The organism is Bradyrhizobium elkanii USDA 76 (genome assembly GCF_023278185.1).
GTDB classification, from domain to species: Bacteria; Pseudomonadota; Alphaproteobacteria; order Rhizobiales; family Xanthobacteraceae; genus Bradyrhizobium; species Bradyrhizobium elkanii.
Genome location: NZ_CP066356.1, coordinates 1,784,787 through 1,808,543 on the forward strand (window position 1 = coordinate 1,784,787; position 23,757 = coordinate 1,808,543).

At 59.5% G+C, this 23,757-nt stretch carries 29 protein-coding genes and 2 pseudogenes; 9 read left to right on the forward strand and 22 right to left on the reverse strand.

Annotation, left to right across the window (positions count from 1 at the left end):
• Positions 1-62 precede the first annotated feature (62 nt).
• The 3 genes from JEY66_RS08610 to JEY66_RS08620 form a co-directional block, all read right to left on the reverse strand.
• Positions 63-419: a response regulator gene (locus JEY66_RS08610; protein ID WP_016845143.1), complete on the reverse strand. Its 357-nt coding sequence runs from the start codon at positions 417-419 to the stop codon at positions 63-65.
• A 122-nt stretch (positions 420-541) separates the two neighbouring features.
• A complete protein-coding gene (locus JEY66_RS08615; protein WP_026193324.1) occupies positions 542-913 on the reverse strand; it encodes a hypothetical protein in 372 nt (123 codons plus the stop codon).
• Positions 914-940: 27 nt separating this feature from the next.
• Positions 941-1,342 carry a hypothetical protein gene (locus JEY66_RS08620; protein WP_174771008.1) on the reverse strand — a complete coding sequence of 134 codons (402 nt, stop codon included), beginning with the start codon at positions 1,340-1,342 and terminating at the stop codon, positions 941-943.
• A gap of 414 nt (positions 1,343-1,756) precedes the next feature.
• Here JEY66_RS08620 and JEY66_RS08625 point away from each other — a divergent pair, with 414 nt between their 5' ends.
• Entirely contained in the window at positions 1,757-1,960 is a 204-nt protein-coding gene (locus JEY66_RS08625) for a hypothetical protein (RefSeq protein WP_240536842.1), read from the forward strand.
• Between the two features lie 218 nt (positions 1,961-2,178).
• On the opposite strand, the gene JEY66_RS08630 is transcribed toward JEY66_RS08625, so the two are convergent.
• The 7 genes from JEY66_RS08630 to JEY66_RS08660 form a co-directional block, all read right to left on the reverse strand.
• A complete protein-coding gene (locus tag JEY66_RS08630; protein ID WP_016845147.1) occupies positions 2,179-2,988 on the reverse strand; it encodes a transglutaminase-like domain-containing protein in 810 nt (269 codons plus the stop codon).
• Between the two features lie 135 nt (positions 2,989-3,123).
• The gene (locus JEY66_RS08635) at positions 3,124-4,008 is read right to left on the reverse strand and encodes a transglutaminase family protein (RefSeq protein ID WP_016845148.1); all 885 of its coding nucleotides are present in this window, start codon (positions 4,006-4,008) and stop codon (positions 3,124-3,126) included.
• Between the two features lie 227 nt (positions 4,009-4,235).
• The gene (locus JEY66_RS08640) at positions 4,236-5,003 is read right to left on the reverse strand and encodes a DUF1236 domain-containing protein (protein ID WP_240536843.1); all 768 of its coding nucleotides are present in this window, start codon (positions 5,001-5,003) and stop codon (positions 4,236-4,238) included.
• Positions 5,004-5,109: 106 nt separating this feature from the next.
• On the reverse strand, positions 5,110-5,358 hold the full coding sequence (locus JEY66_RS08645; protein WP_018273534.1) for a hypothetical protein: 249 nt from the start codon (positions 5,356-5,358) through the stop codon (positions 5,110-5,112).
• Between the two features lie 48 nt (positions 5,359-5,406).
• Positions 5,407-5,760, reverse strand: a complete 354-nt coding sequence (locus JEY66_RS08650; protein WP_016845151.1) for a CsbD family protein — start codon at positions 5,758-5,760, stop codon at positions 5,407-5,409.
• 150 nt (positions 5,761-5,910) lie between these two features.
• Entirely contained in the window at positions 5,911-6,417 is a 507-nt protein-coding gene (locus JEY66_RS08655) for a hypothetical protein (protein WP_016845152.1), read from the reverse strand.
• A 50-nt stretch (positions 6,418-6,467) separates the two neighbouring features.
• Positions 6,468-7,544 (reverse strand): fatty acid desaturase, encoded by a 1,077-nt coding sequence (locus JEY66_RS08660; protein ID WP_016845153.1) that lies wholly within the window; start codon positions 7,542-7,544, stop codon positions 6,468-6,470.
• A gap of 432 nt (positions 7,545-7,976) precedes the next feature.
• Here JEY66_RS08660 and JEY66_RS08665 point away from each other — a divergent pair, with 432 nt between their 5' ends.
• Positions 7,977-8,177, forward strand: coding sequence for a hypothetical protein (locus JEY66_RS08665; RefSeq protein ID WP_014493230.1), 201 nt, complete (start codon positions 7,977-7,979; stop codon positions 8,175-8,177).
• A gap of 51 nt (positions 8,178-8,228) precedes the next feature.
• On the opposite strand, the gene JEY66_RS08670 is transcribed toward JEY66_RS08665, so the two are convergent.
• Both JEY66_RS08670 and JEY66_RS08675 read right to left on the reverse strand, forming a co-directional pair.
• Positions 8,229-9,005: a sensor histidine kinase gene (locus JEY66_RS08670; protein WP_016845155.1), complete on the reverse strand. Its 777-nt coding sequence runs from the start codon at positions 9,003-9,005 to the stop codon at positions 8,229-8,231.
• A gap of 98 nt (positions 9,006-9,103) precedes the next feature.
• Positions 9,104-9,487, reverse strand: a complete 384-nt coding sequence (locus tag JEY66_RS08675) for a response regulator (RefSeq protein ID WP_016845156.1) — start codon at positions 9,485-9,487, stop codon at positions 9,104-9,106.
• A gap of 856 nt (positions 9,488-10,343) precedes the next feature.
• Here JEY66_RS08675 and JEY66_RS08680 point away from each other — a divergent pair.
• Entirely contained in the window at positions 10,344-10,634 is a 291-nt protein-coding gene (locus JEY66_RS08680; protein ID WP_240536844.1) for a DUF1488 family protein, read from the forward strand.
• Positions 10,635-10,856: 222 nt separating this feature from the next.
• Here JEY66_RS08680 and JEY66_RS08685 read toward each other — a convergent pair whose 3' ends face one another.
• From JEY66_RS08685 to JEY66_RS08700, 4 genes are all read right to left on the reverse strand, one after another.
• Complete coding sequence (locus tag JEY66_RS08685; protein ID WP_026193321.1) at positions 10,857-11,171, reverse strand: hypothetical protein; 315 nt, start codon at positions 11,169-11,171, stop codon at positions 10,857-10,859.
• Between the two features lie 155 nt (positions 11,172-11,326).
• A complete protein-coding gene (locus JEY66_RS08690) occupies positions 11,327-11,530 on the reverse strand; it encodes a hypothetical protein (protein ID WP_125459137.1) in 204 nt (67 codons plus the stop codon).
• 102 nt (positions 11,531-11,632) lie between these two features.
• Positions 11,633-12,145, reverse strand: coding sequence for a hypothetical protein (locus JEY66_RS08695; protein ID WP_016845161.1), 513 nt, complete (start codon positions 12,143-12,145; stop codon positions 11,633-11,635).
• 1,808 nt (positions 12,146-13,953) lie between these two features.
• On the reverse strand, positions 13,954-14,349 hold the full coding sequence (locus JEY66_RS08700; RefSeq protein WP_240536845.1) for an ATP-dependent DNA ligase: 396 nt from the start codon (positions 14,347-14,349) through the stop codon (positions 13,954-13,956).
• Positions 14,350-14,387: 38 nt separating this feature from the next.
• Between JEY66_RS08700 and istB the strand changes: the two genes are divergently transcribed.
• Positions 14,388-15,227 (forward strand): IS21-like element helper ATPase IstB, encoded by an 840-nt coding sequence (istB, locus tag JEY66_RS08705; protein ID WP_018273532.1) that lies wholly within the window; start codon positions 14,388-14,390, stop codon positions 15,225-15,227.
• 1,146 nt (positions 15,228-16,373) lie between these two features.
• Here istB and JEY66_RS08710 read toward each other — a convergent pair.
• Positions 16,374-16,565, reverse strand: a complete 192-nt coding sequence (locus JEY66_RS08710) for a CsbD family protein (RefSeq protein WP_016844172.1) — start codon at positions 16,563-16,565, stop codon at positions 16,374-16,376.
• Positions 16,566-16,898: 333 nt separating this feature from the next.
• Between JEY66_RS08710 and JEY66_RS08715 the strand changes: the two genes are divergently transcribed.
• From JEY66_RS08715 to JEY66_RS08725, 3 genes and pseudogenes are all read left to right on the forward strand, one after another.
• Complete coding sequence (locus JEY66_RS08715) at positions 16,899-17,075, forward strand: hypothetical protein (protein ID WP_168388417.1); 177 nt, start codon at positions 16,899-16,901, stop codon at positions 17,073-17,075.
• 451 nt (positions 17,076-17,526) lie between these two features.
• A pseudogene (locus JEY66_RS08720) lies at positions 17,527-17,929 on the forward strand (transposase); the annotation flags it as partial.
• A gap of 255 nt (positions 17,930-18,184) precedes the next feature.
• Positions 18,185-18,484, forward strand: coding sequence for a hypothetical protein (locus JEY66_RS08725; protein ID WP_016844170.1), 300 nt, complete (start codon positions 18,185-18,187; stop codon positions 18,482-18,484).
• Here JEY66_RS08725 and JEY66_RS08730 read toward each other — a convergent pair.
• From JEY66_RS08730 to JEY66_RS08740, 3 genes and pseudogenes are all read right to left on the reverse strand, one after another.
• Entirely contained in the window at positions 18,481-19,848 is a 1,368-nt protein-coding gene (locus JEY66_RS08730) for an IS110 family RNA-guided transposase (RefSeq protein WP_018273530.1), read from the reverse strand. The two genes, JEY66_RS08725 and JEY66_RS08730, sit on opposite strands and share 4 nt — an antisense overlap.
• Positions 19,849-20,084: 236 nt before the next feature.
• Positions 20,085-20,339: pseudogene (locus tag JEY66_RS08735) on the reverse strand (transposase); the annotation flags it as partial.
• Between the two features lie 58 nt (positions 20,340-20,397).
• Complete coding sequence (locus JEY66_RS08740) at positions 20,398-20,733, reverse strand: DUF1003 domain-containing protein (RefSeq protein WP_016844166.1); 336 nt, start codon at positions 20,731-20,733, stop codon at positions 20,398-20,400.
• Between the two features lie 206 nt (positions 20,734-20,939).
• Between JEY66_RS08740 and JEY66_RS08745 the strand changes: the two genes are divergently transcribed.
• Positions 20,940-21,287 (forward strand): hypothetical protein, encoded by a 348-nt coding sequence (locus tag JEY66_RS08745; RefSeq protein ID WP_210291010.1) that lies wholly within the window; start codon positions 20,940-20,942, stop codon positions 21,285-21,287.
• Positions 21,288-21,388: 101 nt separating this feature from the next.
• Here JEY66_RS08745 and JEY66_RS08750 read toward each other — a convergent pair whose 3' ends face one another.
• Both JEY66_RS08750 and JEY66_RS08755 read right to left on the reverse strand, forming a co-directional pair.
• The gene (locus tag JEY66_RS08750) at positions 21,389-22,753 is read right to left on the reverse strand and encodes an alpha,alpha-trehalose-phosphate synthase (UDP-forming) (RefSeq protein WP_018273529.1); all 1,365 of its coding nucleotides are present in this window, start codon (positions 22,751-22,753) and stop codon (positions 21,389-21,391) included.
• Between the two features lie 256 nt (positions 22,754-23,009).
• The gene (locus tag JEY66_RS08755; protein WP_018273528.1) at positions 23,010-23,258 is read right to left on the reverse strand and encodes a hypothetical protein; all 249 of its coding nucleotides are present in this window, start codon (positions 23,256-23,258) and stop codon (positions 23,010-23,012) included.
• 209 nt (positions 23,259-23,467) lie between these two features.
• Here JEY66_RS08755 and JEY66_RS08760 point away from each other — a divergent pair, with 209 nt between their 5' ends.
• The gene (locus tag JEY66_RS08760; RefSeq protein ID WP_018648614.1) at positions 23,468-23,743 is read left to right on the forward strand and encodes a hypothetical protein; all 276 of its coding nucleotides are present in this window, start codon (positions 23,468-23,470) and stop codon (positions 23,741-23,743) included.
• The last annotated feature ends 14 nt before the right edge of the window (positions 23,744-23,757 follow it).

A 23,757-nucleotide genomic window follows, 5' to 3' on the forward strand; every position in this document is an offset into this window, starting at 1 on the left:
AAGCCACACCGCAGATGTCCGCAAGTCAGCTATTGGCGATCGACGGACCGCAAGGAGCGCCGTCAGCTGATGGAAGGAGGCCGTCTTTCTTTTCCCATTTGTCTGACCGCTTCGACGATGCGGTCGGGTTGGTAGGGCTTGTGCAAGGTGAGACTGCCAAGCACCGGACGGGCCTCGACGGGCGAGAAGCCGGTCGCGTAGATCACCTGCAGCTGGGGATCATGCTCCCGACAACGTTCGGCGATCTGCCACCCGTCAACTCCGCCGGGCAGCCTGATGTCGGTGACCAGAACGTCCGCGATCTGCCTCTTGCACAATGCCAGCGCTTGCTCACCATTGGAGGCGTGAAAGACCTCGTAGCCTTCCTCGCGCAGAGCGTCGACCACCAATTCGCGGACAAGTGGATCGTCCTCGACCATAAGTATTCGCACTGGTGGCTCCTCAATACTCTTGACAACCGTTGCGAGTCTGGAACGGCCCAGCCTTGATAGGGTTCCGCGGCGACGCTGCCAACGTCGCAGCATTCTCGGAGTTCTGAGACTCAGGCCATCCTGTGAAATGCCGGTGGCAACGTCTTTCGAACCAGTTCACTCAGATCCAGCGCCTCGCCGCTGTCCGCAATGTCGGAGAATAGAACCTCGACGAAGGGATGCTGTCGGTTGAATGCCGCGCCTCTCCGGTATTTCGCGCTCACGATCCGCTGAAGTGCGGGAAGGTTCAGTCTGCCAAGCGCATTGTATTGATCGCGAAACAGGCTTTGTCGCCCTCCACGATGCTCGATGGAGTCCGCCCAGACGTCCATCACCTTCCGCCCAATAAACGCTTCTACGCCATCATTTCCATCCTGAGCAAGAAGCCTTAGTCCATCCATGACGTGTGGTCCGTCATCGACCCGAAACTGTGTAAGCGACATGGGAGTCCTCCTGTTATCAGCGTCCATCTACATCGGCGGGCAGTCGTGGACTGCTCCTCCCTCGTTGTCCCATCGCGACAGCGCCAGGGCACTTGATCTTGCATCGGCAGGCGAGTCTTCTGTCACCGGTAATTTGCCACGACCGGCATCATCCTTGTGGTTGTGAAGAAACCGGGCGATTTGGCTGCGGAGCGCCGATGTCGCCAGTAACTTGCCGACCGACCCCGCAGTGTCGAAGATTTGCCGTTGCAGCGTCGTCGGCAGGGCGTTCCATCGTATGATGATGGCCGCGCCCAGACACCGCAAAACACGTTCTTCTTGGGCCGCAAGGGCTGCACCGTACGAACGGTTCTCATCCGGATCGGGCGGGTGCTTGGTCAGTTCGCCGTGCTTGGCTTCTCTCGCCCGAGATTGCTGAGATCTAAACATGCCGGGCCCCTTTCGTTGAAAGTCGCGGCCCTTTCCGAACAACCCCGATGGGGTGATCAGACACAACTAGATATGGGGATCAAGGGTCCGGACAACGAGCCCAGGGTGCAAATAAACTTGCACGATAGTTGGCATCGTTTGGCGTCCAGTTGCGTCGTGCAAAGAGCATTGCCGGGACAGCGGACTGCGGTGATCCCGCCAAACTCCCGGTCGTGAGCAATATTGACCAGCGGGCAGCGCTGCCGGGTCCATACTGCTGCGATCACCGTGGACACCGATCGGTGAGAGTTCGATAGTGCCGCTGCCCTTATTCCGCAGGGGGCGAGCGTGCTCGGGTCACAAGCCAGGGCCCCTAACGCCTCGCGCGACGTGGCGACCAGTGCTGGCTTTGGAGTGCAAAGTGAGGACGATGAAATGACAACGCTGCCGCGCAACGATCTGGATCGTCACGATTGGGCTACCCGGGCATCCGAGGCTCTGGCGCAAGCAAAGCAGTTGCCGGCCGGAGCGATGCGATTCGAAGCCATCAGAAAAGCGGAGCAACTTGGCTTTGCCGCTGAGATGAGGAAATGGCTGATACCGAAGAAGCCCAACGGCGCCCCGAAAGTGACTGGCTGACGGCGATCTCGGTTTCGAAGCGGTGAAGTGCTGATTTGGGCGAGAAGCCCCGGCCCAGAGAGCAAGACCAGAAGGGCTCTCCTAAAGGAACGGCCCCAGGGCGTGGGGGCGCGCTGGGGCCGTCATTTCATCGGATGCGTGGGGGGCACTTGCATCCGGTCGCCCGTTACCAAGCAACGCCGCGGACATTCGTTCCAGGAAATCCGCAAGTCGCGTTGCTAGGAAGTGATCTCGTCGGTCCACACCTTAAAGCTCACCAGGGTGTTGGGCCCGAACGTCTGCGTAATCGGGACGTCAGCAGCGTCACGTCCCTGGGCAATCAGGATGCGTCCAATCCGTGGCACGTTGTTGCGCGGATCGAACGTGTACCAACGTCCGCCAATGTAGGCCTCGAACCATCCGGCGAAGTCTCCTGGGGCATAGGGGGGCGGCATGGCGATGTCGCCCAAATAGCCGGTGCAGTACCTTGCCGGAATGTTCATGCAGCGGCAGAACGTAATGGCCAGATGCGCAAAGTCGCGACAAACGCCCTTGCCCTCGTGGTACACTTCCCGAGAGGTCTTGGTGGCGCGCGCGTGCTCGTAGCCGAATTGAATGTGATTGTGGACGAAATCGCAGATCGCCTGAACGCGCGCCCATCCGGGCGGCTGCTTCTCGAAGAGTTTCCACGCGGTGTCGGATAGCTGGTCGGTTTCGCAATAGCGACTGCCGAGAAGATACACGATCGTCTCTGCCGGCAAGTCCTCGACCGCGTGTTGGGAAGCCGAGGCCACGGTGGCGTCCGGCAAGCCCGTGTCGCGAATGATGCCATCAGCCGCCAGCCGCAGTCGACCGGCTGGAGCAACGATACGGCTGCACCAGTTACCGAAGCTATCGCGGTATGGGTTGATCGCCACCGGAGGATCAGTGGTCAGATAGTCAGGCACGATAACGTCGGAAGCCCGGGTAAAATGAACGCCCAGGACCATGATCATGGGTGTGGGCTGCGGAAACTCGTAGATCATCTCATAGCCGACCCGGATCTTCACTCGGCGTCCTCCAAAGTCGAGAAGGCTGCTCGACTGCTTCGATCTTGTGTGTGCTCACCCTACACTCGCGACACAGCGCGGCGCGAACCCCAACGCCCTGGTGGTACTTGTGTTCCAGCCACTTCATCACAGCAGCTACAATAGAGCCGACGCCGTTTTGACGTTGACCTCCACATTCATCCCAAGCTCGTCCTCGCGACTTCCCCAATAGGTGCCGAACAGGGGAATGGCCTGGCTCGGGATTCTGGCCACCGCGACGCGAATTAAGTCCCGGTTTCCGACGATGCCGTTGGTCGGATCGAACTCGACCCAGCCCGAACCGGGGACGTAAATCTGGCACCAGGCATGAGTGGCTCCCCCACCCAGCCAGGTAGGTCCATCGCGATCCGGTACGTAGATGTAGCCCGTGATAAAGCGCGCGGCGAAGCCCAGACTGCGTGCGGCTTCAATCATCAAAACGGCAAAGTCCCTGCAGGTGCCTTTCCTCAGTTCAAGTGTGGTGGAGGGAATTTGAGTTCCTGGCGCCGTGCGGCGGTCATATGCGAAGCCATCCGAGATTGCTTCATTGAGGGTCATCAGGAGCTGGCCCGTCGGACGTTTCGTCCCCCGCGTGAGAAAGGTGTCCAGCCACCGGCCAACATGATCTTCCGGGTCGGAGAACCATCTCTGAACATAAGGTGCCAGGTCAGGCGCCTCTTCGTCATGATACGTGAATGGATGGTCCTTCGCGTAGTCCTCAATCCTAAAGTCCGGGGCGTTCTCCGGAGTGTGGTCAACCTTGATTTCACAGTCGAATCGCAAGTAATCGCTCGCGCGGTCAAATTCGATGTGCGCGACGCAATTCCCAAAGACATCATGAAGCCATCTCACCTCTGAGGGCTTCGGCGTCACATCGAGCGAGAAGTCAATCAGTCGTTGATCGAAGCTGTCCCGCGGACGTGCCATTAGCTGATGCCGGCCGAGCCTTACCTCGCGCTCGTACTGGTACGTTGTACTATGCCGGACGATGAAGATCGCCATGATGTCGCCGGTCGACGAGGGTTAAGGGCTCACGATTCGCTCGGTTGATGGCGACGATCGCATTCCGACGGGAAATGTATCTGAATTTGCCGACAACTGACGAGATCTTCGGAAGGGCGTGGCGCAAGTGATGCCAGGGCAGGTTCGCATGTCTGGTTGACCCATACAACAAGGGCGGCTCTCGAGCCGCCCTCGTAACTGCCTGTTCATACGCCTGGCGTGGTCGCCTAGCCTTCGATGATGTAGACGATCTCGTGGGTGCGCGGGCGAAGAACAATGTACCTTCCGTGCACGAGGATGAAATCGTATCCACGCCATTCCGGATAGATCTCGACGATACGTGCCGGCATCGGGTAGTAGCGGACGCCCGCCGGGACGGCCGTTCCGATCGAGAGGTTGAAGTTCACGTTTGCAACTTCCTCGACCTTCTCTTGCTTCATCGCCGAACTGATCTGGGTGCGCTTCTCGGCGGGAGGCGTCGCTGTCGCTGCGGTTGCGGCGTTGCCGGTCGTCTTGTTGTCCGAGGTCGAGGGCTTGGTCTCGGCAGTCGGAGTCTTCAAGTCCTTCGAGGTCACGGCCGAATCAGACGATTTCGTCTTGCTGTCGGCTTTCATCTCGCTCGCCGCCTTGCCGCCCGAAGGCGACGTCGTTTCGGCGGTCGGATTCTTCACGTCCTTCGTGGCGGCCGGCGTCGTTGACTCCGATGCCTTCGACTTGCCATCGGCCTTCATGTCACCGGTCGTTTTCGCATCCGGCTTGCCCTGCGCATGTTGGGGCGCCATCTCCTTTGACCCAGCACCTGGGGTAGCCTTCTCGACTCCCTTTGCCGTCGGTGCATTCATCGGCGCCGCATTATCACCTTTCGGCGAAGCGGCCGTCGGAGAGTCCTTCGCCGCTCCTTGATTGGCGCCTTGAGCTGTCGCAAACCCGGTCGTGGCCAATAGGGCCGCAACGGCCGCAGAAACCATTAATGACTTTCTCATCTGATTTTCCAATTCAAATTGAATCTATGCCGACGGACGCCGGCCATAGGTGCAACGGCTCCGACCTCCTAGAGTTCCGCTTTCTCCGATTGAGCCATCACGCGAGTTGCGCAAGCCGTCATCGGCGGCGGGCGATGGCAACTCCCAACAGGAAGGCGACCAGCAGAGAGCTAAGAGGGGCTTCGCGCGCGATATTGCTCAGGACGCTCAGCGGCATTCCTGGCTTTCGTCCAGCCTCTATCGCGCCCGCAACCCGATTGGCGGTCCCCTTCACGGCGTCGGAGACTTCCGCGATAGGAGATTTCGGCTCTGAAGCAGGATCCAGGCTTTCGTGCGGGAAGGGGGCGAGCGGGATGTCGTCACTCATGATTCAATCTCCAATCCAGCAATTGCTCGGCTGTACCCGTCCCAAACGCTATCGCGCGCGCCGCGGCGGGCGCGCCAGCCATTGCGCCAACACAAATCCGATCGCGCCGGCGATCAGCATCGAACCGAGCGGATTATCCTGCACCTTCCTGGCGATCGCTTGTGTGCCGTCGCGGAAGGTCTCGCCGCTGTTCTCATAGGCGTCCTTGGCGTAGTCGGCGGCGGCATCCGTAACGTCGCGCGCTGCGTCCTTGGCTTGGCCGTACAGGTTCTGCGCGGTGCCTTTCGCCTCGCGGAGACGGCCCGCTGCCTGGCTCTTTGCATCTCCGGCGATATCGCCGACGGTGCCCTCGAGTTTACCGGCGAACTCCTTCGCCGAACCGGCAATGCGATCGCTCTCCATAGCAGATACTCCTTGGGGTGAAAGTCTCGGCGAGCTAACTGGCAGGATCCCGCGACGTTCCTGCGCGCAGAGAGCGCGGCCTGCAAATGTGGTTGCGATCTGAGCTCCCAGCAGTCCATGCCTGCCGCTCGACCGCCCCGAAGAGACGGATCAAGATCGCCAGGAAAGCCGCTTTCGCTTCTGCGCAGCCTTGAATTCCAGGACATGTCGTTGAACAGCAAGCTTGGCATTGAAGCTCCAGCCGCGCACGAGTTGCCATGCTGACAGGGACGCGACCCAGTCCTGGCCTTGGCAAAGCCTACCGTGGCACCAGGCGAAAGCAGGAATTGACATCAGCTTGTCGCGGTTGACGCAGAAGAGCCGCTCGATGAGCAGGAGTTTGAGAAGCTCGCCGACGATGAGGAGCGCAAACCCGCGACCGATGTGCCCGGTCGCCGTCAGGTAGGCCGCAAGAGGCTTGACCGGTTCAAGCACGATGACCGGCACGAGGAACAGTGCCAGAGCCGGATACGGGCGAAGCGACTCGATCCACGCTCGCACGCGCTCGAAAACCCAGCAGTTCGCCAACCGGCGAAAGACAGGTTTGAAGAGAGTGAAAAAGACCGCGTCCACCAGGAAGTAGATGGCTGCGATCAGAAACACAAAGGGTTTGAACATGCGGCTCAAGCGGGCTCTCCAATGAACCAAGCGCGAACCCATCGTTAAGTTCACGAATTCAAGCGGCGAATTCCAGGACCCGCAACGGAACCATTGCTCTGCGTCCGCGTATGGCGCGCGACCAGACCTATTTTGGCGTCTCGGAACGAAATGAGCCGTCGCTCCTTCTCGTCCCACAAGGCCTTCGGCACACATCGCAAGCTCTGGACGAGGGTGATTCGGCCCACATTTGCGAGTTCCGGATGATCCCGGAGCACGTCCGGCAGCCGATAGCAGGGAATTCGACTGCATAGATGATGGACGTGGTGGACGCCGATGTTTGCGGTGAACCAGCGCAAGATCCACGGCAAGTGATAGTGCGAACTGCCATAGAGCGCAGCTTCGTGAAAGCTCCAGTCTTCATCGCGTGACCATGAGGTGTTCTCGAACTGGTGTTGAACATAGAACAGCCAGACGCCGATCGACGCAGCCAGAATCATGACCGGCAGATGCACCAGCAGGAATGGCCCAAGGCCTACCAGTCGGATCATGCCGGCGGCCAGAACCGCGATGGCGACGTTCGTGCCCATTGTGCTCAGCCAGGGCTGCCAGCCGTTACGCATCATCCCAATCGGCAATCGATGCCGCAAGATGAACAGATATGTCGGGCCCACGCCAAACATGACGATCGGATGCCGGTACAGGCGATAGAGGATCTGGCGCCATCGAGACCGTGCGGCAAACTCACTCACGGTCAATGTATCGATGTCGCCCGAGCCTCTATGATCGAGATTGCCTGAACTCGCGTGATGCCGCGCATGGTTGCGCCGCCAATAATCGTAGGGAGTTAAAGTGACAACGCCGATGGCTCGGCCGATCCAATCGTTTGCAAGCCGGCTGCGAAAGAAAGACCCGTGGCCGCAGTCATGCTGGATCATGAAGAGACGAACGAGCAGGCCTGCCGCGGGCACGGCCAGCAGCAGGCCAATCCCATGGCCGCGGACAACGCCGACGAGCATCAGAGCCCAGATGACAGAAAAGGGTACTGCCGTGATCACCAGCTCGAAAATGCCGCGCGCGTCATCGGGTTGGCGATACCGGGCGAGCAGCGCTGCCAGCGAGCGGGCTTCCGGTGGATATTGAACCATGTCTAACTGCTTTCGGAGTGAGCCGCCAAAGCCAGGCCGCGACATCATCGACGACCGGAATGATCACGACGAGCCCGGGTTCGGCACGAGGTAACCCATGACACCGAGCACCGCGCCGATAAGCGACGCGGGCTACCGCAGGACATGCGATGATCGAACCCAATGCTAATCCGCGTCCGGATGTCTTGCTGAGCAATATTGCTCAGTCCGGGAGCCGGCACTTCAGAAAGGACGCGGGTTGATCGAGGCTACGGGGTGTACGCTTTCGGGATGCGGCGAATGCGGGCCGGACTCCTTGACCGATCTTGCAATCACTTCTCGGAAAATGTGAGCAATATTGATCAGCAGCCGGTCAGGTGGTGCGCGATTTTGGTGCCGTCCGATTCGCTTCACGACCACAGGTGAACGGCCCCGACCCGGAAGGAGCATCACATGCCCGAAATCTTCGCGCGCCCCGAGCCCTCGCTTATTCCGATCGCACGACCGCGCTGTCCGAAGTGCCAGGGCCGCATGACGCTGACCCGGATCGAATCCGACCACGGCAATCCTGACCTGCGGACTTTCGAATGCTCCAATTGCGAACTCGTCTGCCGGCTGCCGGCAGATGAACAAGTAAAATCGCTCAAGACCTAGGGGCCCGAAGCCCGAAAAGGGAGTCCACTCACGCGATACGTCGCGCACGAGCTATGTGGCCGGGGTGCTCAGTGCGGCTATCGGCGCTTCGAACGTGTACGAAAACCCCGTCGACGCATAGGTTAGTTGCACGTCACCCCGCAACTGCTTGCCCAGGGTTTCGATCAGCCGTGTTCCGAAGCTGCGCTTTGCGGGCGGCTGGACGATCGGGCCATTCTTTTCGGTCCAGGTGAGGTGCAAGCGTTGTGTCGCTTGGTCCACCGTCCAGATGATGTCGACGCGTCCCTCCGGGACCGACAGGGCGCCAAACTTGGTGGTATTCGTGCAAAGCTCGTTGAGCGTCATCGCGACGGCGATGACGGCACCGGACGCCAGCCGGATATCGGGTCCCGTGATCGAGAATTTCGATTCGTCGGGATTGTCGAAGGCTTCGATGGCGCTGCGAACGACCGTGCCAAGATCGGCGCTGGACCATTTTGCCTGCAGAAGGAGATCGTGCGCCCGGCCGAGTGCCAAGAGCCGGCCCTCGATGGCGCGCTGCGCGTGCTCAACCCCCTGCAGGTTGCGCAGGCTCTGGGAGACGATTGCGGCGACGGTCGCGAGCGTGTTCTTGATGCGGTGGTGCAGCTCTTCGAGGATCAGCTTCTGCAGCTTGTCGGATCCCTCGCGCTCTTTGGCGTCGATGCCGGCCTTGGCAAGCAGACTCCTTGTATTGATCTCAGCTTGCGCCAGGAGTAGCCGCAGGCTGACATTCTCTGCCGCCAGGAAGTCCTGCCGGAATTCTGCGCCGCCCGGGCGCTTGTCTGTGCGGAGATCAACTTCGAGCATTTGCAACTGTATCACCCCGGGCTGGGTACCGCACTTGATTTCCGCCGAGCGTTCGCATTGAAGCGTCTGACGGCAGACAGCGCCAAAAACCACGAGATTCAAGCGTGGCCAATCATGCTGCGTAGCTCAGCTATGATTTGCCAGGCTTGGAGTGATTTGCCAAAAAATCTGCTGCAGGGGGGAAGATCGATGCTCGATGGGTTCAAATGCCCCGACACCAGGATGATCTTGATCGCCGGCCAACGCTTGTGCACGGTACGCGCAAGACCCAGTCCGTCCATGCTGCCGGGCAGCTGAATGTCGGTGCACATGAGCGCGATGTCGGACCTGGATTCCAGGATTGCGACGGCTTCGTCGGTATCCAGAGCTTCAAGCGGCGTGTAACCGGCGTCTTCCACCATGTCGACCGCGCGCATGCGGAGCATCATCTCGTCCTCTACGACGAGAACGACGGCCGGACTGCGTGAAAGATCGGGCACCATCGGATGGGCATCCACGGAAAAACGGGTGTGACTGAAACAAGCGATTGATCTGAGACAAGCATCTCGGTGCCCCTACGATCCATGCCCAGGTGCTGTTTTCACTAATTATCCGAGATTGGGCCTGAACGGTGGAGCGCGGGAAGAAGATAGCTCTCAACCGTCATTTTGCTGGCACGCCGACCCTGCCGCTGAAATGCTCGAGCATTTCAGCGGCGTTCTCCAGGATCTTAGCCATTTTCATCGCATCCGCGCGCTCGTCTCCCGGCGGCATCTTGCGGGCTCTATCCAGGGCGTCTGCCGCCCGGATGTTCAGCTTGCAAGCTAACGACGATTGGACTCGCTTGACTGGCCGGAATGAGCGGTTGGCTTGAGCTGACGGCGCAGGCCCACCGAGGGAAACTACCACTGAATAAGCATCGCAGCAGCGATCAGCAGCACAAAAAAGACCGGCAGCAGTACCGGAGGCACCAGCCACTCGCGAACGCTGAATTTGGAGATATCTGACATAGTAACCGCCTCTAGGTCGCGGCGGGAGCACAATGCTCTCAGTCACCGATAACAGCCGAGGGGTGGGCGGTGATGTCTAGGATATAGTGCCGATCCGCAGAATAACGAGGCCAGGCGCAACTATTTGCTGTGACAGGATCGAGCGGGGTTGTAATCCGCTTCCACCATAGCCATTTGGAGGCTGGCGCAACCGGATCGCTCCAAACTCCCTCCCTTCGCGCCAAGCTTTGGCTACAGCACATCTTGTCAGCGTATCGACCGGTTGCACGCGAGTGCGTCGGAGACAGGATCGGCTATCGCCATCGAATATGCCGCGACGCAAATCGCGTGCAGCCGGCACGGAGGTCTCGTGCTCCGACAACTGATCGGCCCCGGCAACATGATCGAGTTTCCGAACCATAGCCGGTCATATGACCGCACGCGGCGTGCCGTACGATTTTGGGGACACGACAGCGCTATTGAGGCATCGTTTTTCATCAACGAAAATGCGCTGAAGCGAATTCAACCGGATATCGGTTGCGATGAGCCGGGCTTCCTCCGCGCATTCGATTCCAACCGTGACTTGATCTGCGCCGCCGCTGCCAAGGTGTACGTCCGCGGCAGCAGAGGCTCTTACGACCTGGTCCCCGCAAATTTTTGAACCGATCGTGCTTCTGGCCTTCGCCTGATCGGCGAAACTGCCGATGTGCTTCGACCTGGCCATCTGAATACTCTCGACTGGCCACGAGGGGTAGCGGCAAAGTTTAACCGAGACTGCGCGTCAGACGCCGAGTGAAGCGTTCGATCTATGCCATTTGAAGATGGCCTCAATGAAAATGGCCGCGGAGTACTCCGCGGCCATTCATAGATATCCCGTCGTCTCTCAGTAGCGGTCGGTCCCGATTCCGACGCTCACGCCGGGAGCGCGGAAGCCGACGCCGGAACGGTCGTCATAGCCGCGCCGCTCGATGTAACGCTCGCGAGGAGCATATCCGTAAGCATCGCGCCCGTCGCGGATGATAACATGGCGTTCGCCGCGTTCGCGCCAGCAGCGACCATCTTCATTGCAGACCATGCGAACGTTTTGAATGTTGCTCTCCGGTGCAATCGATACACTGGCGGAAAGTGGGGCGGCTGAAGCGGCGGTCACAATAAGCGTACTTGCGGCGGCTACCAGAGTGATTGCGAAGGTTTTCATAATAGCATTTCTCCAAAGGTGATTGTGTCAGTGAGCCAATGGGCTCGCGACAGGATGGTTCCAGGAACTCGAATGTGAATATTTTTAGCGCAGGTGCAGGCGAGGAGCAGGGACTCCAAGTTGAAGGCGGCTTGATACCCACACCCGTCGGCTTGCTAAGCAATTGATGCCAATGCCGCACGCCGCAGTTCGTTCTGATTGCGCTCACCGGTCGCAGCACGAGCGAGGATGTTCTGCGCAACCTGCAAACGGTTGGAGGTCGTGAGCACAGTGGGTGAGAATGACCCTATCGCATCCTCAAAAATTGCTTTGAAGCTGGCAAGCTCTTCTGGAGAATAGACTACACGTTGATTCATCATCCTAATGACTTTCCCTATTTGCTACGTCTTGTCGGTGTGCCCTCTCACTGTCGCGCGCTAAAAAAAATCGGCCAGCGGCGTCGGTCCAATTGCCATCGGAAGTTACTCCCTACCAGCTTCGACCACGGAGTTGCGCGCGATGGTACCGGCAGCAATTTGAACTGAAGAACCGATTGCCCAACAGCCTGCGATCACAACGATCGAACCGTGAGACACGACCTGATCAACGACAATCATGCTGACAGATAGAAACGCTGCGATCGCGGCAATGAATGTGCCTGCTGCGCTGAAGATCTCAGCCGCATCGGTGTGGCTTCGCTCTTCCGGGAGCCCCTGAGCACGATGGCGAGGTAGGTCGATGCCGATATAGAAGCTAAAAGCTCCGTAGAGCATCAGCAGCAAGATGAACCAGACACTTCCAAACAGTTCGTGTTCGAGGCGCATCAACGCTGCGGCCACGTACATGCCGCACGAGCCTCCAATCGTGGCGAGTCCAATCCTTTCAAGGAAATGCGCCGATTTGATGAGGGGAGAAGGAGCGACCCATATGGTCGCCGCGCCATAAGTGTACTTTGCCGCAGACAGGGCACTAGGAACTACATTGCTCATTTTCATGTCGTGCTTCCTTCTGCGATTGCCTGACGCGCGCGACGTGGTCGGCACTCCCGTGTTTGGAACAGCAATTTTGGAAAGTGTTTGCCTACCGACGGCAATGTGCTGCCATTTAGATGGAGGCGAGGACTTCGGTGCGTCGCCGTTTTGGCAGCTGTCGGGCAAGCAATCCGCTTGGCCGCTACAAAGACGCTACTCCGTTTCCGGTCCAACGCCTAATCAATAATGACTGGCAATGGAGGCGGTCTGAAAAATCTGCGGTGTTATGCCTCCGACGAAACTCTCTGAGTCGCCGCAATCCCACAAGGGATGGCATCGCAGCGCGAGGTCGTACGCGCTGCGCCCAGCGGCCGATGCGAAGTCAATTGTGGGCTCGCTGCATTCCCGCGATTAGTATTACCGCCTCTTGGCCTGCGGAATGGATTAAGGCAGCGCCACCTACCAATGAGGTGAGCTTTCAAATGCCAAGCAGATTGTGCCGTTGGCGAAGCGCGCAGGTGTCACCGCTTCCCGCAGCTTGTCACGAGGTCTGTCCGAGGTGCTACTGCACGGGCTCTCCTAGGTGACTGAGGGTGTTACGCTCCCGCCGTGATGGCTAAAACATACAGCCAGAACGACGCTGGCGCAGCCAGAGCACTGGATCTCGCATCGGCAGGCGTGCCTTCTGTCACAGGCAATTTGCCGCGACCGGAATCATCCTTGTGGTTGTGCAGAAATCAGGCAATCTGCCCGCGGAGCTCCGCTGTCTCCACCGACCTACGCAGAATGTACTCCTCGTCAGCCGCGAGGGCTGCGCCGCGGGGATGGTCCTGCTCCGGGATGAGAACGGAGCCGTTGCAAGCCTCCGCGAACCCTCGCTTGTCATCCGTCAAAAAGACGAATCCGTCCCTTCAGGTCTTGAATTTACGCGTTTCCTAAGCTGAGAACCCTTGACGAGTTCGCCGCGCGCGGTTGCCCTTGGGCGATGCTGCTCGGATGTGAACATGCAGAGCCCTCTCGTTGGTTGACCAGGACAGATATGGATATGGGGATCGAAGGTTCGAATAACGAGCCCAGGCGCAAATAAGATTGCCCTCGGAGCGCGCGGATAGGCTTTGCTGTGCGTCCAACCGTCCCGCCTGGCAAAAAGAGCCGCTGCGGCGGACTGCAATTAGGAACAATTCACCACCATCTTCGACCGCATCGTAGTTGCGAGCGATGGCGTCCTTCATCGCGAACCTCTCTGACAGTTTGTCCGCCGATAACTTCGGTCGACATTCAGATCTGATCAGGTAGCCTGCTTAATTCGCCGAGCTGCGCTTTTCCGGTTTAGCTCACTCGACGGACTCTGCCAGACCGGCTCGACCGGTCCGGTTCGCGCCAAGGGCGACGCCGCAGGCTTGCCCTGAAAGAGGCCACCATCTGCGGCGGCCTGAAAGGTTCGACATGATCCGAAGATCAATGAGCATACCTGTCCGGGATGCAATGGAAGGGGCTTCGCTGCGGTGATGCTGCCAGTGCAACCGGGCCAAAAAATCTACCCCACGAAATGCAAGCCCCGCGAGGGCAAGGGCAAAATCACCGATGCCAACTGAGGCGGCCTTCGCCATTCGCGGGAAATTTATGTCGGAGCGCGCAGGCCGGGCGAAGTCAGCGTATCTTCGTTTATGAAAACGGTGCCTCAATAGCGCTGTCGTGTCCCCCAAATCGCACGGCAGGCCGCGTGAACGACTATGGTTCGGAAACTCAATCATGGTTGAGGCCGAATAGTTGTCAGTGCACGAGACTCCGGGCCTGCCTGCGCGCGACTTGCATCGGGGCTTTGCCACAGTCTATCCCATGACGCACTCGCGCGCAGTCGGTCGATAAACTGACAAGAGGCGCGGCTGCACCTTATGGTCGTGTTGCCCGCTGTGCAGCGCGTTGAAGTCGCTGATGCCGTCCACCCCAAGGATCACGGCCTCGCCATCGATCACAAACCTCTTTTGGCGGTTCCTCAGCGCGGCCTCAGCAATCCAGGGATAACGCTTCGTCCAGTCGCTGCCGTTGCGGGAGAGCAGCCGGACGCGCTCGTTTTCCCGGATGACCAGCATCCGATGGCCGTCGTGCTTTACCTCATGGATCCAGTCCGGCCCTGGCGCGGTCCGCCGGGCTGAGATCGCGGCGGCGGTGCTGGCGCCGTCCTCACCGCCGTCGTTGTTGCGCCCTCTTGCCGAATACGAAGCCATGGTCGGAGGAAGCTTCTGATGGCGCGGCAAAGAAGATAATGGAAGCAACGACCGATCCGCTCGATGCCATGCTGGCGCGACTGCAGCTCTCCGGCATCTGCGATCAGCTCGACAGCCTGCTCGACGAGGCGGCGCGCGCGAACCTGTCGGCGCGTGAGACACTGATCCTGCTGTGCGAGCGCGAGATTGCGCGCAAGGATCATCGCCGTATCGAGATGGCACTAAAACTTGCACACTTCCCGGCCGTGAAGGAGCTTGCGGGCTTCGACTTCGAGGCGCAGCCGTCGATCGATCCGAAACAGATCCGCGACCTGCCCGCGTCACGTTGGATCGCCAACGGTGAGAACGTGCTGCTGCTCGGCCCACCGGGCGTCGGTAAGACGCACCTGTCGATCGCGCTCGGGCGAGAGGCGATCCTGGCCGGTTACACGGTGCAGTTCACAACCGCGACGACGCTGGTCGCGGGCCTTGTCAAGGCACATGGCGAACGGCGTCTGGACGAGAAACTGCTCGCGCTGTCGAAGCCAAAGCTGCTGATCGTCGACGAGCTCGGCTATCTGCCGCTGGAACCCGACGCGGCACATCTCTTCTTCCAACTGGTCAGCCGGCGCTATGAAACTGGCGCCATGCTGATCACCTCGAACCGCAGTGTTGCCGAATGGGGCACCGTGTTCGCCGGTCCCGTGGTCGCCACCGCGATCCTCGACCGGCTCTTGCATCACAGCCACGTGCTGACGATCCGCGGCGATAGTTACCGGCTCCGCGCCAAGCGAAAGAGCGGCCTCATCCAGCCGCCGCCCGCCGGTGACGGCCCTCCGGTCGGCTCCGCCTCCCTCCGGCCCGTCACCGGCGGAAACAACCTTCAACCGAGATCATAACCCAGATGGTGGGGGCAGTTCTTCATGACGCAAAGGGGGCAGTTCCGGATGGCGTTTGATACCTAGGACGCGCGGCGCGAGTAGGGGATAGCAACAAAGTATGGCTTTGGCTGTTCACATGCATGGAAGCGCATCTTCTGCAGGTCACTACTGACGATGGCGAGTGCCGGTTTTGGTTAGCAGCCGGTACGGAAGAAGAGGCCGTTCAGCTCGTCTTGGATGCCATCCCGGAGGGATGGACCGCCAAACTAATCGATCGCGGGGGCACCGCCCCGGAGCAAGCTGCAGCGCTCGGCCTGACTGTTGGACTCGCGCCAGGAGAAGCCCGCGAGGTAAGCAGAGGAGTCGGGCTTAGCTGATACGCAGGCGTTTCTCCGCCGCCTCGATCTGCGAGCGGGGAAACCGGCCAGATGAATTTTGAAGCTTTAGCCCACAAGGAGCGTCAGATGAACGAACGACGTGAGCTATATCGTAGTACCAACGGCGACGCTTGATTTCTGGGACGCGAGCCGGCCAATGGCCATGCTTTCATCATTCATCAGCCAAATGCGCCTTCTGGCGGCCGACTGACACACATTGAACTCGGCGATTTCTTGCGAAGGGAGCCGAAAGGACCCGAGCACCAGGCTCTTCTGCGCCTGATAGGTACGCTAGTGAACGTGCCACCGTACGCTTAGGGCGTACCAGCAGCGTTAGAGCGGCCTAGCGCTCATTCCGCATATACGGGCTGTTCTCCGAGACCATAAGCAGAGACGGATCGGATATCGGCACACCTTGCAGGTCAATCGAGGCGTTTGAAAGGATCTGCGTGCAGATACTCGCCATCAAAGCAATTGACGACCAAGCGCCGATCACCATCCAACGCTCTCTCCGCATACGAATCTTCCTGAGCAGAGCTCGTAGCGGCCAACGCAAGCATTGACTAGCTGTTCCTACAGGATGCAAACGCTCCCTCACGCTTGGTGGCTGATAACCTCAGTAAGGAAGAGCAGCGAACGGCCGGCGCACACGAAAATTGAGGTTCGGGGCGAGGACGGGCCTTTCCAAGCCTCGCGCCATTTCGGAATCAAAAGATCCAAGAAGCCGTCTCCCCACCAGAAAAGAGAGGGCCGCCCGGAGGCGGCTAGTTTTTGTCTTCTCTTCTGCTTATTTCTTGAGGGCGTCAGGGGCGTCCCGCGCTGCATCCTTCACATCTCCCGCCGCATTGTGGGCAGATCCCTTGGCCTTGTCGATCTTGCCTTCGGCTTCCATGTCCTTGTCGCCAGTGAGCTTACCGGCACCTTCTTTGATGGCGCCTTTTGCCTTGTCGGCAGCGCCCTTCACATGTTCGCGGTCCATGATCGTGTCCTTTGCTGTTGGGAGAGCACACAACGAAAGCGTTGCGCAGTGGTTCCTCCTGCGGAGGCCCGCTTAAGGCCGCCGGCGTCGGACGCCTCGGCATATTGAAGGCAAGCCACCACTAAATTCTCGTCGCCTGGCGGGCCGTTCTAACCGACTCGTACTCTTATGGGGCGCGCCGGCCGGTCGCCGAGTCCGCGCAAGCGGATGGTCAAAATTGCTCAGACCTGGTCTGCCACAAGTGTTAACAACACCCATCACCGTCCGGCGCATGGCTTCTATCTGTGCTGAGAACCCCAGTTGCGCTCCCGCCTAACCGAACAGGGAGCACCCATGTTCAAGCAATCATCGATATTTCAATACCGCTTAGAGGACGAGGCAATTGACTTGCGCAAGCAGGCTGAGGGTATGGCTCATGGCGGTCGACGCAACGAACTTTTACTGATCGCAAGCCGGATCGAGACCTCGGTTAAATGGCTGGATTCACCCGGTCTGCGCGCTCCGACATAGACTACTAGCGCAGAGAGGCGGCACCAGCCGGTAGCCTCTCGTTCACGCGCGTGGCCTTTGTTTCTCGTTTTCTGGAAGGTTCCTATGGGCCGGGCGGCTGGCCTATCTCCGTGGCCTAATTTGATTCTGGGAGTGGCCTGTTTTGAATTTGGCCAGATCTGAGGAACTGGAATGCAGTTGCCAAACCATTTGTGGTGCCTTGATCAATTTTGCTCAGTTTTGATCTGCCATGCCTGCAAGGATGCCATGGCCGGAATAAGGGCAATGATGATCAGCGTTGCACTGTGCCAGGAAGCTGCGGACCACTATTCTACACTGTCCCGTCAGGCTAGCCCTTCCGAGGATCGCGCCGCCGTCCTCAAGAACATCGCCCGAACTTTGCGGGGTTTAGCCGGTCAGCTCGATAGGCTGGCGTCTCTTGAGAGAACCTTGGGCAAGTAAGGCCGCCTCAGTTGAAAGGATTCCGTCGGCGAGAACCATCGCGCGCCTGATGACCATCGGCCGAGACTTGCTCACGAAAGCGGAGGCCGTCACGGTCTCGGCGATCGAAGCTGGTGTACCAACCCTGGTCGAGGCACGCGAGATCATCGCCGAATTCCACCTGATGATCCGACGCAAGACCGAGGCGGGCCTCATCCCATGGATCGAGCGCGCCCGCGCCAGCGCCAGTCTCGTCGCCTCGTTCTCCAGCGGCGTCGCGAAGGATGAGGCGGCGGTACGGGCGGCAATCACTTCACCATGGTCCAACGGCCAGACTGAAGGTCAGATCACGCGCCTCAAGCTCGTCCGACGTCAAAATGTACGGCCGCGGCAAAATCGATCTGCTTCAAGCCAGACTAATTCGTTCAGAATAGTCGGCGCTGCACCAAACTTGCGTCAGAGCCAATATTGCAGGCCGAATGACAAGCAGGAGGAGCCGGCGCGCGAGGCAGCCGATCGTGGATTCCAGGATCAGCTCATCACCCGTGTGGGCGAGATGACTGGTGTCGCGCTCCCCAAGGATTAGGGACCACGAGCTGGGCGTCACCTCCATCCAAACACAGTCCCCCGGATTCCTACGGAGCGATCGCCATCTATCGTTTACGCACTGCTGGTACGATATCTCCCGCATGGGCGGCGACATCGATCCTCAAAATCAGGCTGAGGCGGCGATGAAGGAGGCCGTCAACGCCGATGGTTTCCAACGGCAGCGTTGGATTCAGGTCGCGCAGGCCTGGCTCGAGCTCGCTCGGCCGGCAGAGGGTAGGTACCGTTATGGACGAGAGAAGGGCACGAACGTTTATAATGGCAGCGGCCTTGACCTTGCTCCCAAATCCCGTTTTGAGTTCACCGGCCAGATCGCCCGGTGCTTCGCGATGAAGACGAACTTCATGTCGCTTCCTTCGCGAAGAAAGCTGCGGCCTTCCTAAGAAACAGCCACCTCAGGGCCGCAGGGAACAGCTTGCAAAACGAAGCCCAGCGATTTGGCGCGCCGCTTCAGATTGGCGAGGACGCGGCTACGATATTGTTCCTCATAGTGGTCGGCACCCGGATCTTTGTAGGATATGCCGTGCCGGAGGGTGTTGTAGAACAGGACCGCAATTTTGCGGGCGGTCGCCGTCACGGCCTTCGCTTTACCCGCACGAGAGGACAACCGACGATAAAATGCGCCGAGCGCCGTATCGCTCCGTCCGATGGTGGTGGCCGCCAGCCGCAACAGCGCAGCTGCCCGACTGGATGATCTCCGAGTACGCGAAGAGAGCACCTTGCCGCCCGAGATTTTGTTGCCCGGTGCCAGGCACAGCCAGGAGGTGAAGTGCTTGGCGGTCGGCCAAGCCCTCAAATCGGTGCCGCACTCGCCAATGAGCTTCAATGCAAGTGATGGACCTAGCCCATGGATCTCGGTCAGATCGACGCCGAGGACGCCGTATAGAGCGGCCCTCACATCGAACGATGGCGTATTGACCTGCTTGGTCTTCACCCGCGGTCTGGGGAGCTTGCCGACTGGCTTGGCCCCTTTGTCCGTCAGCGCCGTTATCAAGGATTCCAGCTTGCGATCGCAGTCGAGCATCTTGGCCTGGTAGGTGTCATAGAGTTCCAGCGACTGGGTGAGCGCGAAGACGTGTTCATCCCGATCATTGCCCACCAGTGCGGCGCGGATCGTCTCAATTGAGGAATGGCAGCGTACATCACGGTAGGTCGCCAACACGTCGGGATTGCGTTCGCCCGCGACAATCGCTCGGATAATCCGCATCCCGGTCGCACCGGTGATGTCAGAGACAACGTGATGAAGTTGCAGATTCATCTCCATCAGGGCCTTTTGCATGTGCTGGATGTGAGCGGCTGCGTATTCCACTAGCCGCTCGCGCTGACGCAGATAAGCCCGCAGGGTTGCGATCTCGGCATCAGGGCGGAAGCTCCCGCGCAACAGACCATAGGAATGGAGCTGGCGCAGCCATGCGGCATCGCTGACGTCTGTCTTGCGCCCAGGCACGTTCTTGGCGTAACGCGCATTGACCAAAATGACCTCGAACCCGCGCTGCTCGAGAATCTCGTAGGCTGGGATCCAATAGACCCCGGTGGATTCCATCGCGACGCTAGTCACGCCGCAGGCTTTGAACCAGTCTGCCAAATCATGCAGGTCCTGCGTAAATGTGCCGAACGCACGTACCGGAGTGTCGGTGCAGATCGGGTCGACCGCTGCCATGTGTATTTTTGATCCAATGTCGATGGCGGCTGCGCCAACATTGACGGGATTCAATTCCGGGCGGTCACCGGTCGTCCTCTTGGGCATCGCAAATCCTCCATCCGATTGTGGGCAGGAGGGTCTGGGCTATGCCAATCGTCATCTTCCTAATCGGGATCGCCGCAGGAACGGCGTCACCACTCTCAAGTTCGCATGCACCCATGGACCACGTTTTTTAACGGGGACTAGTGCCTCCAATAAGCTGACGGCCGCTACCCTCCGAGATACGAGGATAGCACGGGCTGTTTCTACCGCGCGCAGGCGGGCAACGGCCCGTGACAGTTTTTTAGGATATCCCGCTCGGCCTTCAGCTTGGCGACCTCACGGCGCAACCGCTCGATCTCGTGCTGCTCGGGCTTCATCTGCCCATGACCGGGAAAGGCCTGTACCGGATCGGCGCCAAGCTCCTTCACCCACTTGCGCAGAACATTCTCATGAACATCCAGGTCCCGGCCGGCTTGCGCCACCGATACCCCGCGCTCCCGCACCAGCTTAACCGCCTCGACCTTGAACTCGCGACTGAACTTCCGTCTCTTCATCGCCCACCTCCGGCTTCATGAAACACCTGATCTCGGTGTCCATCAAACCGGCAGCAGCTCAAATCTCAGATTGGCGGTTTTGGCTCATCATGATGATGGGCGCTGCGTAAGCCGCCTGGAAGGAAAGAACCAAGTTCAGCAAAATGAAGGGAAAAGGGTCCCAATGTCTGATGAATGCTATCATGTTCAGCATGATCCAAATGCCAAGAAGGACGCTTTGGATGATGATGAAGCACCAAGAACCAACTGTTTCAGCGACCCGGTCAGCAAGCATCGCGCCCGGCGTCAGTGCGAGCTTGGGTAAGTTGCGGGCTGGCTTTTGAGTCCGGAGTTCTCGCAGCCGCTCCTGGTCTTCTGGACTGAGGTGGACTTTATGGGTTTGCTCATTGGTCATTTGTTGCATCCACAGTTGAGAAGGGTCTACGGGCCACGGGAGGAAGCTAGTACTACCATCGACGGTTGTTGCCTGATCTCTGTTGCCGAAAATCCGTGAATCTGAATCAGGCGGGCAGTAGCTACAAAGGCGACGAGGCGTCCTGCGCTGGCCGCGACGCCGGGTTCGCAAGGCCGCGTCGGCCAGCAGAGGAAGGAGTGATCCGGATGACTATACCAGCGAAAGCCGAGGCGCCGCCGCCGACCGTCTTCGTTTTGGAGATCGACGGTCAGCCCATTCTGGCGTTCAGAGCTGCTCGTCAGGCCAGAGAACTCGGCAAGGAGCACTGGCTGCAAGACGATTTGAAGCGAATGATGATCGGACACAGGCCGCTTTGGAATGGGAAGTCGCCGATCAGGGTGCGTCGCGCCAAGCCAGAAGAAGAAGTGTACTACGTTGACGCGAAAACGGAGAATGCTGCAGGCGATTCGCCTTTGGTCTTTCTGGTTCGGCGGGACGATCAAGCGGATGCAGGTAGTCCCGTCACCCGTGGATCATTTCCGCCCCGGAGATGATTTCGAAGTAACACCTTATCGGCGGACTGGGGCGGCCTCGTTGACAAACGAGATTATCGCGACCTGCTGCACCGATGCCACGTCCCGAACGACATCCACAGTTAGCTGCTGAGTGCTCCGAGGAAACTCTCGCGCCACGCCGCAATGCTATTGCGGCGTAGCACCACCATCATGGCCCGCCAACGCTCGCATCGCTCCCCAAGTGGCATCCCCAGCGCTGTCTGCAATGCTTCGGCGACGGCGTCGGGGTCATACGGGTTGGCGATCACGGCAGCGTCGAGTTCGTAGGCCGCGCCGGCAAAGGGCGAGAGAACGAGCACGCCAGGGTCATCGGGGTTCTGTGCAGCGACATACTCCTTGGCAACCAGGTTCATTCCGTCGCGCAACGGAGTGACAAGAGCGACGCGGCTGAGCCGAAAGAAGCCAGCGAGCGAGCGCTGCGAGAAGCTCCTGTTCAAATACTGGATCGGCGCCCAATCGAGTTCCGCGTAGCGACCGGCCACGTCGCCCGCCAGCGCACCAAGCCTCTGTCGCAGCGCACGGTATTCAGGAACGTCGCTGCGCGTTGCGGTGGCGATCTGCAGGAAGCGGACGTGGTTGCGGTACGCGGGATAGCCGTCGAGAAAGGCGGCGAACGCTTTGAACCGGTGCTCGAGTCCCTTGCTGTAATCGAGCCGGTCAACCCCAATGATGAGCTTGCGCCCGCGCAGGCTCTCCTGCAGCCGGCGTGCCGTGCGAGATTTCACAGCGCCACTGGCCATCTCGGCGATGGCTTCAGTATCGATACCAATCGGGAAGGCGCCGGCGCGTAGATCCCGATCGAAAGCGTGAACGTGGCCATCGGACGAAATCGTGCCTCCTGCACGGCGAAGGATGGCGTCATGGAAGGCGGTCAAATCCTCCACCGTCTGGAAGCCGACGAGATCGTAAGCGCACAGTGATTTCAGCAGGTCGCCGTAGTGAGGAAGGGTCGCCAGCACCCCCAAAGACGGAAACGGCGTATGCAAGAAAAACCCGATCCGCTGTGTGGCGCCGGCGCGGCGAAGTTCCTCGGCCATCGGGATCAGATGGTAGTCATGCACCCAGACGAGGTCACTCGGGCTGAGCAGGGGCGCGAGGGCGTCGGCGAGCACGGCGTTCACCCGTCGATAGGCGGCCAAGTCCCGGCGGGTAAAGTTCATGAGGTCAAGGCGATAGTGGAATAAGGGCCACAGTGCCGCGTTGGAGAAGCCGCTATAGTAGCCGTCATGGTCCGCGCGGGTAAGATCGACGGTAGCGTACGTCACTCTCTCGGTCTCAAAAACGTTCGGCTCTGGTGTTGTTTCTCCAAGCTTGCCACTCCACCCGAACCATAAGCCTCCAGCCTGATGCAGAGCGTCGACGAGGCCGGTCACGAGCCCGCCGCTGCGCTGCGCAGCTTCTGCCGGCAAGGCGACACGGTTGGAGACGATGACCAAGCGGCTCAAGCGGGTTCCCTCCGCACTGTCAGGGTTGCGTCGACCCGAGCCGTCAAAAGATCTCGGCGAACACGGCAACGCAATGATCGGCGGTGACATCCGCCGGAGCCCACATCGGTCCTCGCGCGAAAATCCACAATTCCTTCTACCGGAACTGACGGTCCCGTCATCAGGCAATCTGGGCGGGCGTTACCTGTAAAACATATAGATCTTCCCGCAGTAAATATAGGATACTCTGCCGACGATCTGGATTGTTGGGCGCTGTCTAAAGCTGATCTTCGCCAGGATTTCGACGGCAGACGCCCCGGGTGTGCCTCTCGATCTCAGCCAGTGCGGCGTCGAGCGAGGCGTGCGGCCCTTGCTGTATGCCGGCCATAGTTTCCGATGCGTGGCCCTCCGGGTGGATCATGAACTGACGTGGAGCGCTTGCCGTGATGCGCCCCATCGAGCGGCCGAGCAGGTCCGTCAGCTGCCAAACCGTGCCTCCCTCTGCCGGTGTAACGATCACATCCATGGTGAACCTTGAGTCTGTACGCCGCGCGAACAAACCGTTGCAATAACCGATGGGCGAACTACCGAGTTCCCCGGCCGCGGCATTCTCGGTACTGGAAGGATTGGCGCTTCGGATCGCCCCGCGATCGAGCGAATGGCGCTTAATGCCGATATATGCGACTATATCGAATGGTCAAAAAGAAAGGTCGAAGGCCAACGTCGGGAGAAGAAATGGCAACCGCTCTCGACCGTTGGGACGAGGAAGGCGGAGCGCAGGAGTTGGCGTGGCCTTTACCCTATGAAGCCAGCGATTTGCGCGATGTGGAGCGCAGAGTCCTGGAATGTCTGGGTGCCGCCCTTGTCAGCGAATGGAATGATCTGCCTACTGACGTCCAGCGCAGGCTCTTCGAGCACGCGGCCTCGGGCAAATCGCACGACGCCACCGTGTTGAAGACGCGGATCGCCCGTTTCCTGCATGATCATAAAGGTGCTTCGGGTGGGCGCTAACACGACTTTGGCAG

Coding starts and splice junctions, on each gene's coding strand:
- JEY66_RS08610 (WP_016845143.1), bottom strand. CDS start 419: ATGGTCGAGGACGATCCACTTGTCCGCGAATTGGTGGTCGACGCTCTG.
- JEY66_RS08615 (WP_026193324.1), bottom strand. CDS start 913: ATGTCGCTTACACAGTTTCGGGTCGATGACGGACCACACGTCATGGAT.
- JEY66_RS08620 (WP_174771008.1), bottom strand. CDS start 1,342: ATGTTTAGATCTCAGCAATCTCGGGCGAGAGAAGCCAAGCACGGCGAA.
- JEY66_RS08625 (WP_240536842.1), top strand. CDS start 1,757: ATGACAACGCTGCCGCGCAACGATCTGGATCGTCACGATTGGGCTACC.
- JEY66_RS08635 (WP_016845148.1), bottom strand. CDS start 4,008: ATGGCGATCTTCATCGTCCGGCATAGTACAACGTACCAGTACGAGCGC.
- JEY66_RS08645 (WP_018273534.1), bottom strand. CDS start 5,358: ATGAGTGACGACATCCCGCTCGCCCCCTTCCCGCACGAAAGCCTGGAT.
- JEY66_RS08650 (WP_016845151.1), bottom strand. CDS start 5,760: ATGGAGAGCGATCGCATTGCCGGTTCGGCGAAGGAGTTCGCCGGTAAA.
- JEY66_RS08655 (WP_016845152.1), bottom strand. CDS start 6,417: ATGTTCAAACCCTTTGTGTTTCTGATCGCAGCCATCTACTTCCTGGTG.
- JEY66_RS08660 (WP_016845153.1), bottom strand. CDS start 7,544: ATGGTTCAATATCCACCGGAAGCCCGCTCGCTGGCAGCGCTGCTCGCC.
- JEY66_RS08665 (WP_014493230.1), top strand. CDS start 7,977: ATGCCCGAAATCTTCGCGCGCCCCGAGCCCTCGCTTATTCCGATCGCA.
- JEY66_RS08670 (WP_016845155.1), bottom strand. CDS start 9,005: ATGCTCGAAGTTGATCTCCGCACAGACAAGCGCCCGGGCGGCGCAGAA.
- JEY66_RS08675 (WP_016845156.1), bottom strand. CDS start 9,487: ATGGTGCCCGATCTTTCACGCAGTCCGGCCGTCGTTCTCGTCGTAGAG.
- JEY66_RS08685 (WP_026193321.1), bottom strand. CDS start 11,171: ATGAAAACCTTCGCAATCACTCTGGTAGCCGCCGCAAGTACGCTTATT.
- JEY66_RS08690 (WP_125459137.1), bottom strand. CDS start 11,530: ATGATGAATCAACGTGTAGTCTATTCTCCAGAAGAGCTTGCCAGCTTC.
- JEY66_RS08695 (WP_016845161.1), bottom strand. CDS start 12,145: ATGAAAATGAGCAATGTAGTTCCTAGTGCCCTGTCTGCGGCAAAGTAC.
- JEY66_RS08700 (WP_240536845.1), bottom strand. CDS start 14,349: ATGGCTTCGTATTCGGCAAGAGGGCGCAACAACGACGGCGGTGAGGAC.
- istB (WP_018273532.1), top strand. CDS start 14,388: ATGGAAGCAACGACCGATCCGCTCGATGCCATGCTGGCGCGACTGCAG.
- JEY66_RS08710 (WP_016844172.1), bottom strand. CDS start 16,565: ATGGACCGCGAACATGTGAAGGGCGCTGCCGACAAGGCAAAAGGCGCC.
- JEY66_RS08715 (WP_168388417.1), top strand. CDS start 16,899: ATGTTCAAGCAATCATCGATATTTCAATACCGCTTAGAGGACGAGGCA.
- JEY66_RS08725 (WP_016844170.1), top strand. CDS start 18,185: ATGGGCGGCGACATCGATCCTCAAAATCAGGCTGAGGCGGCGATGAAG.
- JEY66_RS08730 (WP_018273530.1), bottom strand. CDS start 19,848: ATGCCCAAGAGGACGACCGGTGACCGCCCGGAATTGAATCCCGTCAAT.
- JEY66_RS08740 (WP_016844166.1), bottom strand. CDS start 20,733: ATGACCAATGAGCAAACCCATAAAGTCCACCTCAGTCCAGAAGACCAG.
- JEY66_RS08745 (WP_210291010.1), top strand. CDS start 20,940: ATGACTATACCAGCGAAAGCCGAGGCGCCGCCGCCGACCGTCTTCGTT.
- JEY66_RS08755 (WP_018273528.1), bottom strand. CDS start 23,258: ATGGATGTGATCGTTACACCGGCAGAGGGAGGCACGGTTTGGCAGCTG.
- JEY66_RS08760 (WP_018648614.1), top strand. CDS start 23,468: ATGGCAACCGCTCTCGACCGTTGGGACGAGGAAGGCGGAGCGCAGGAG.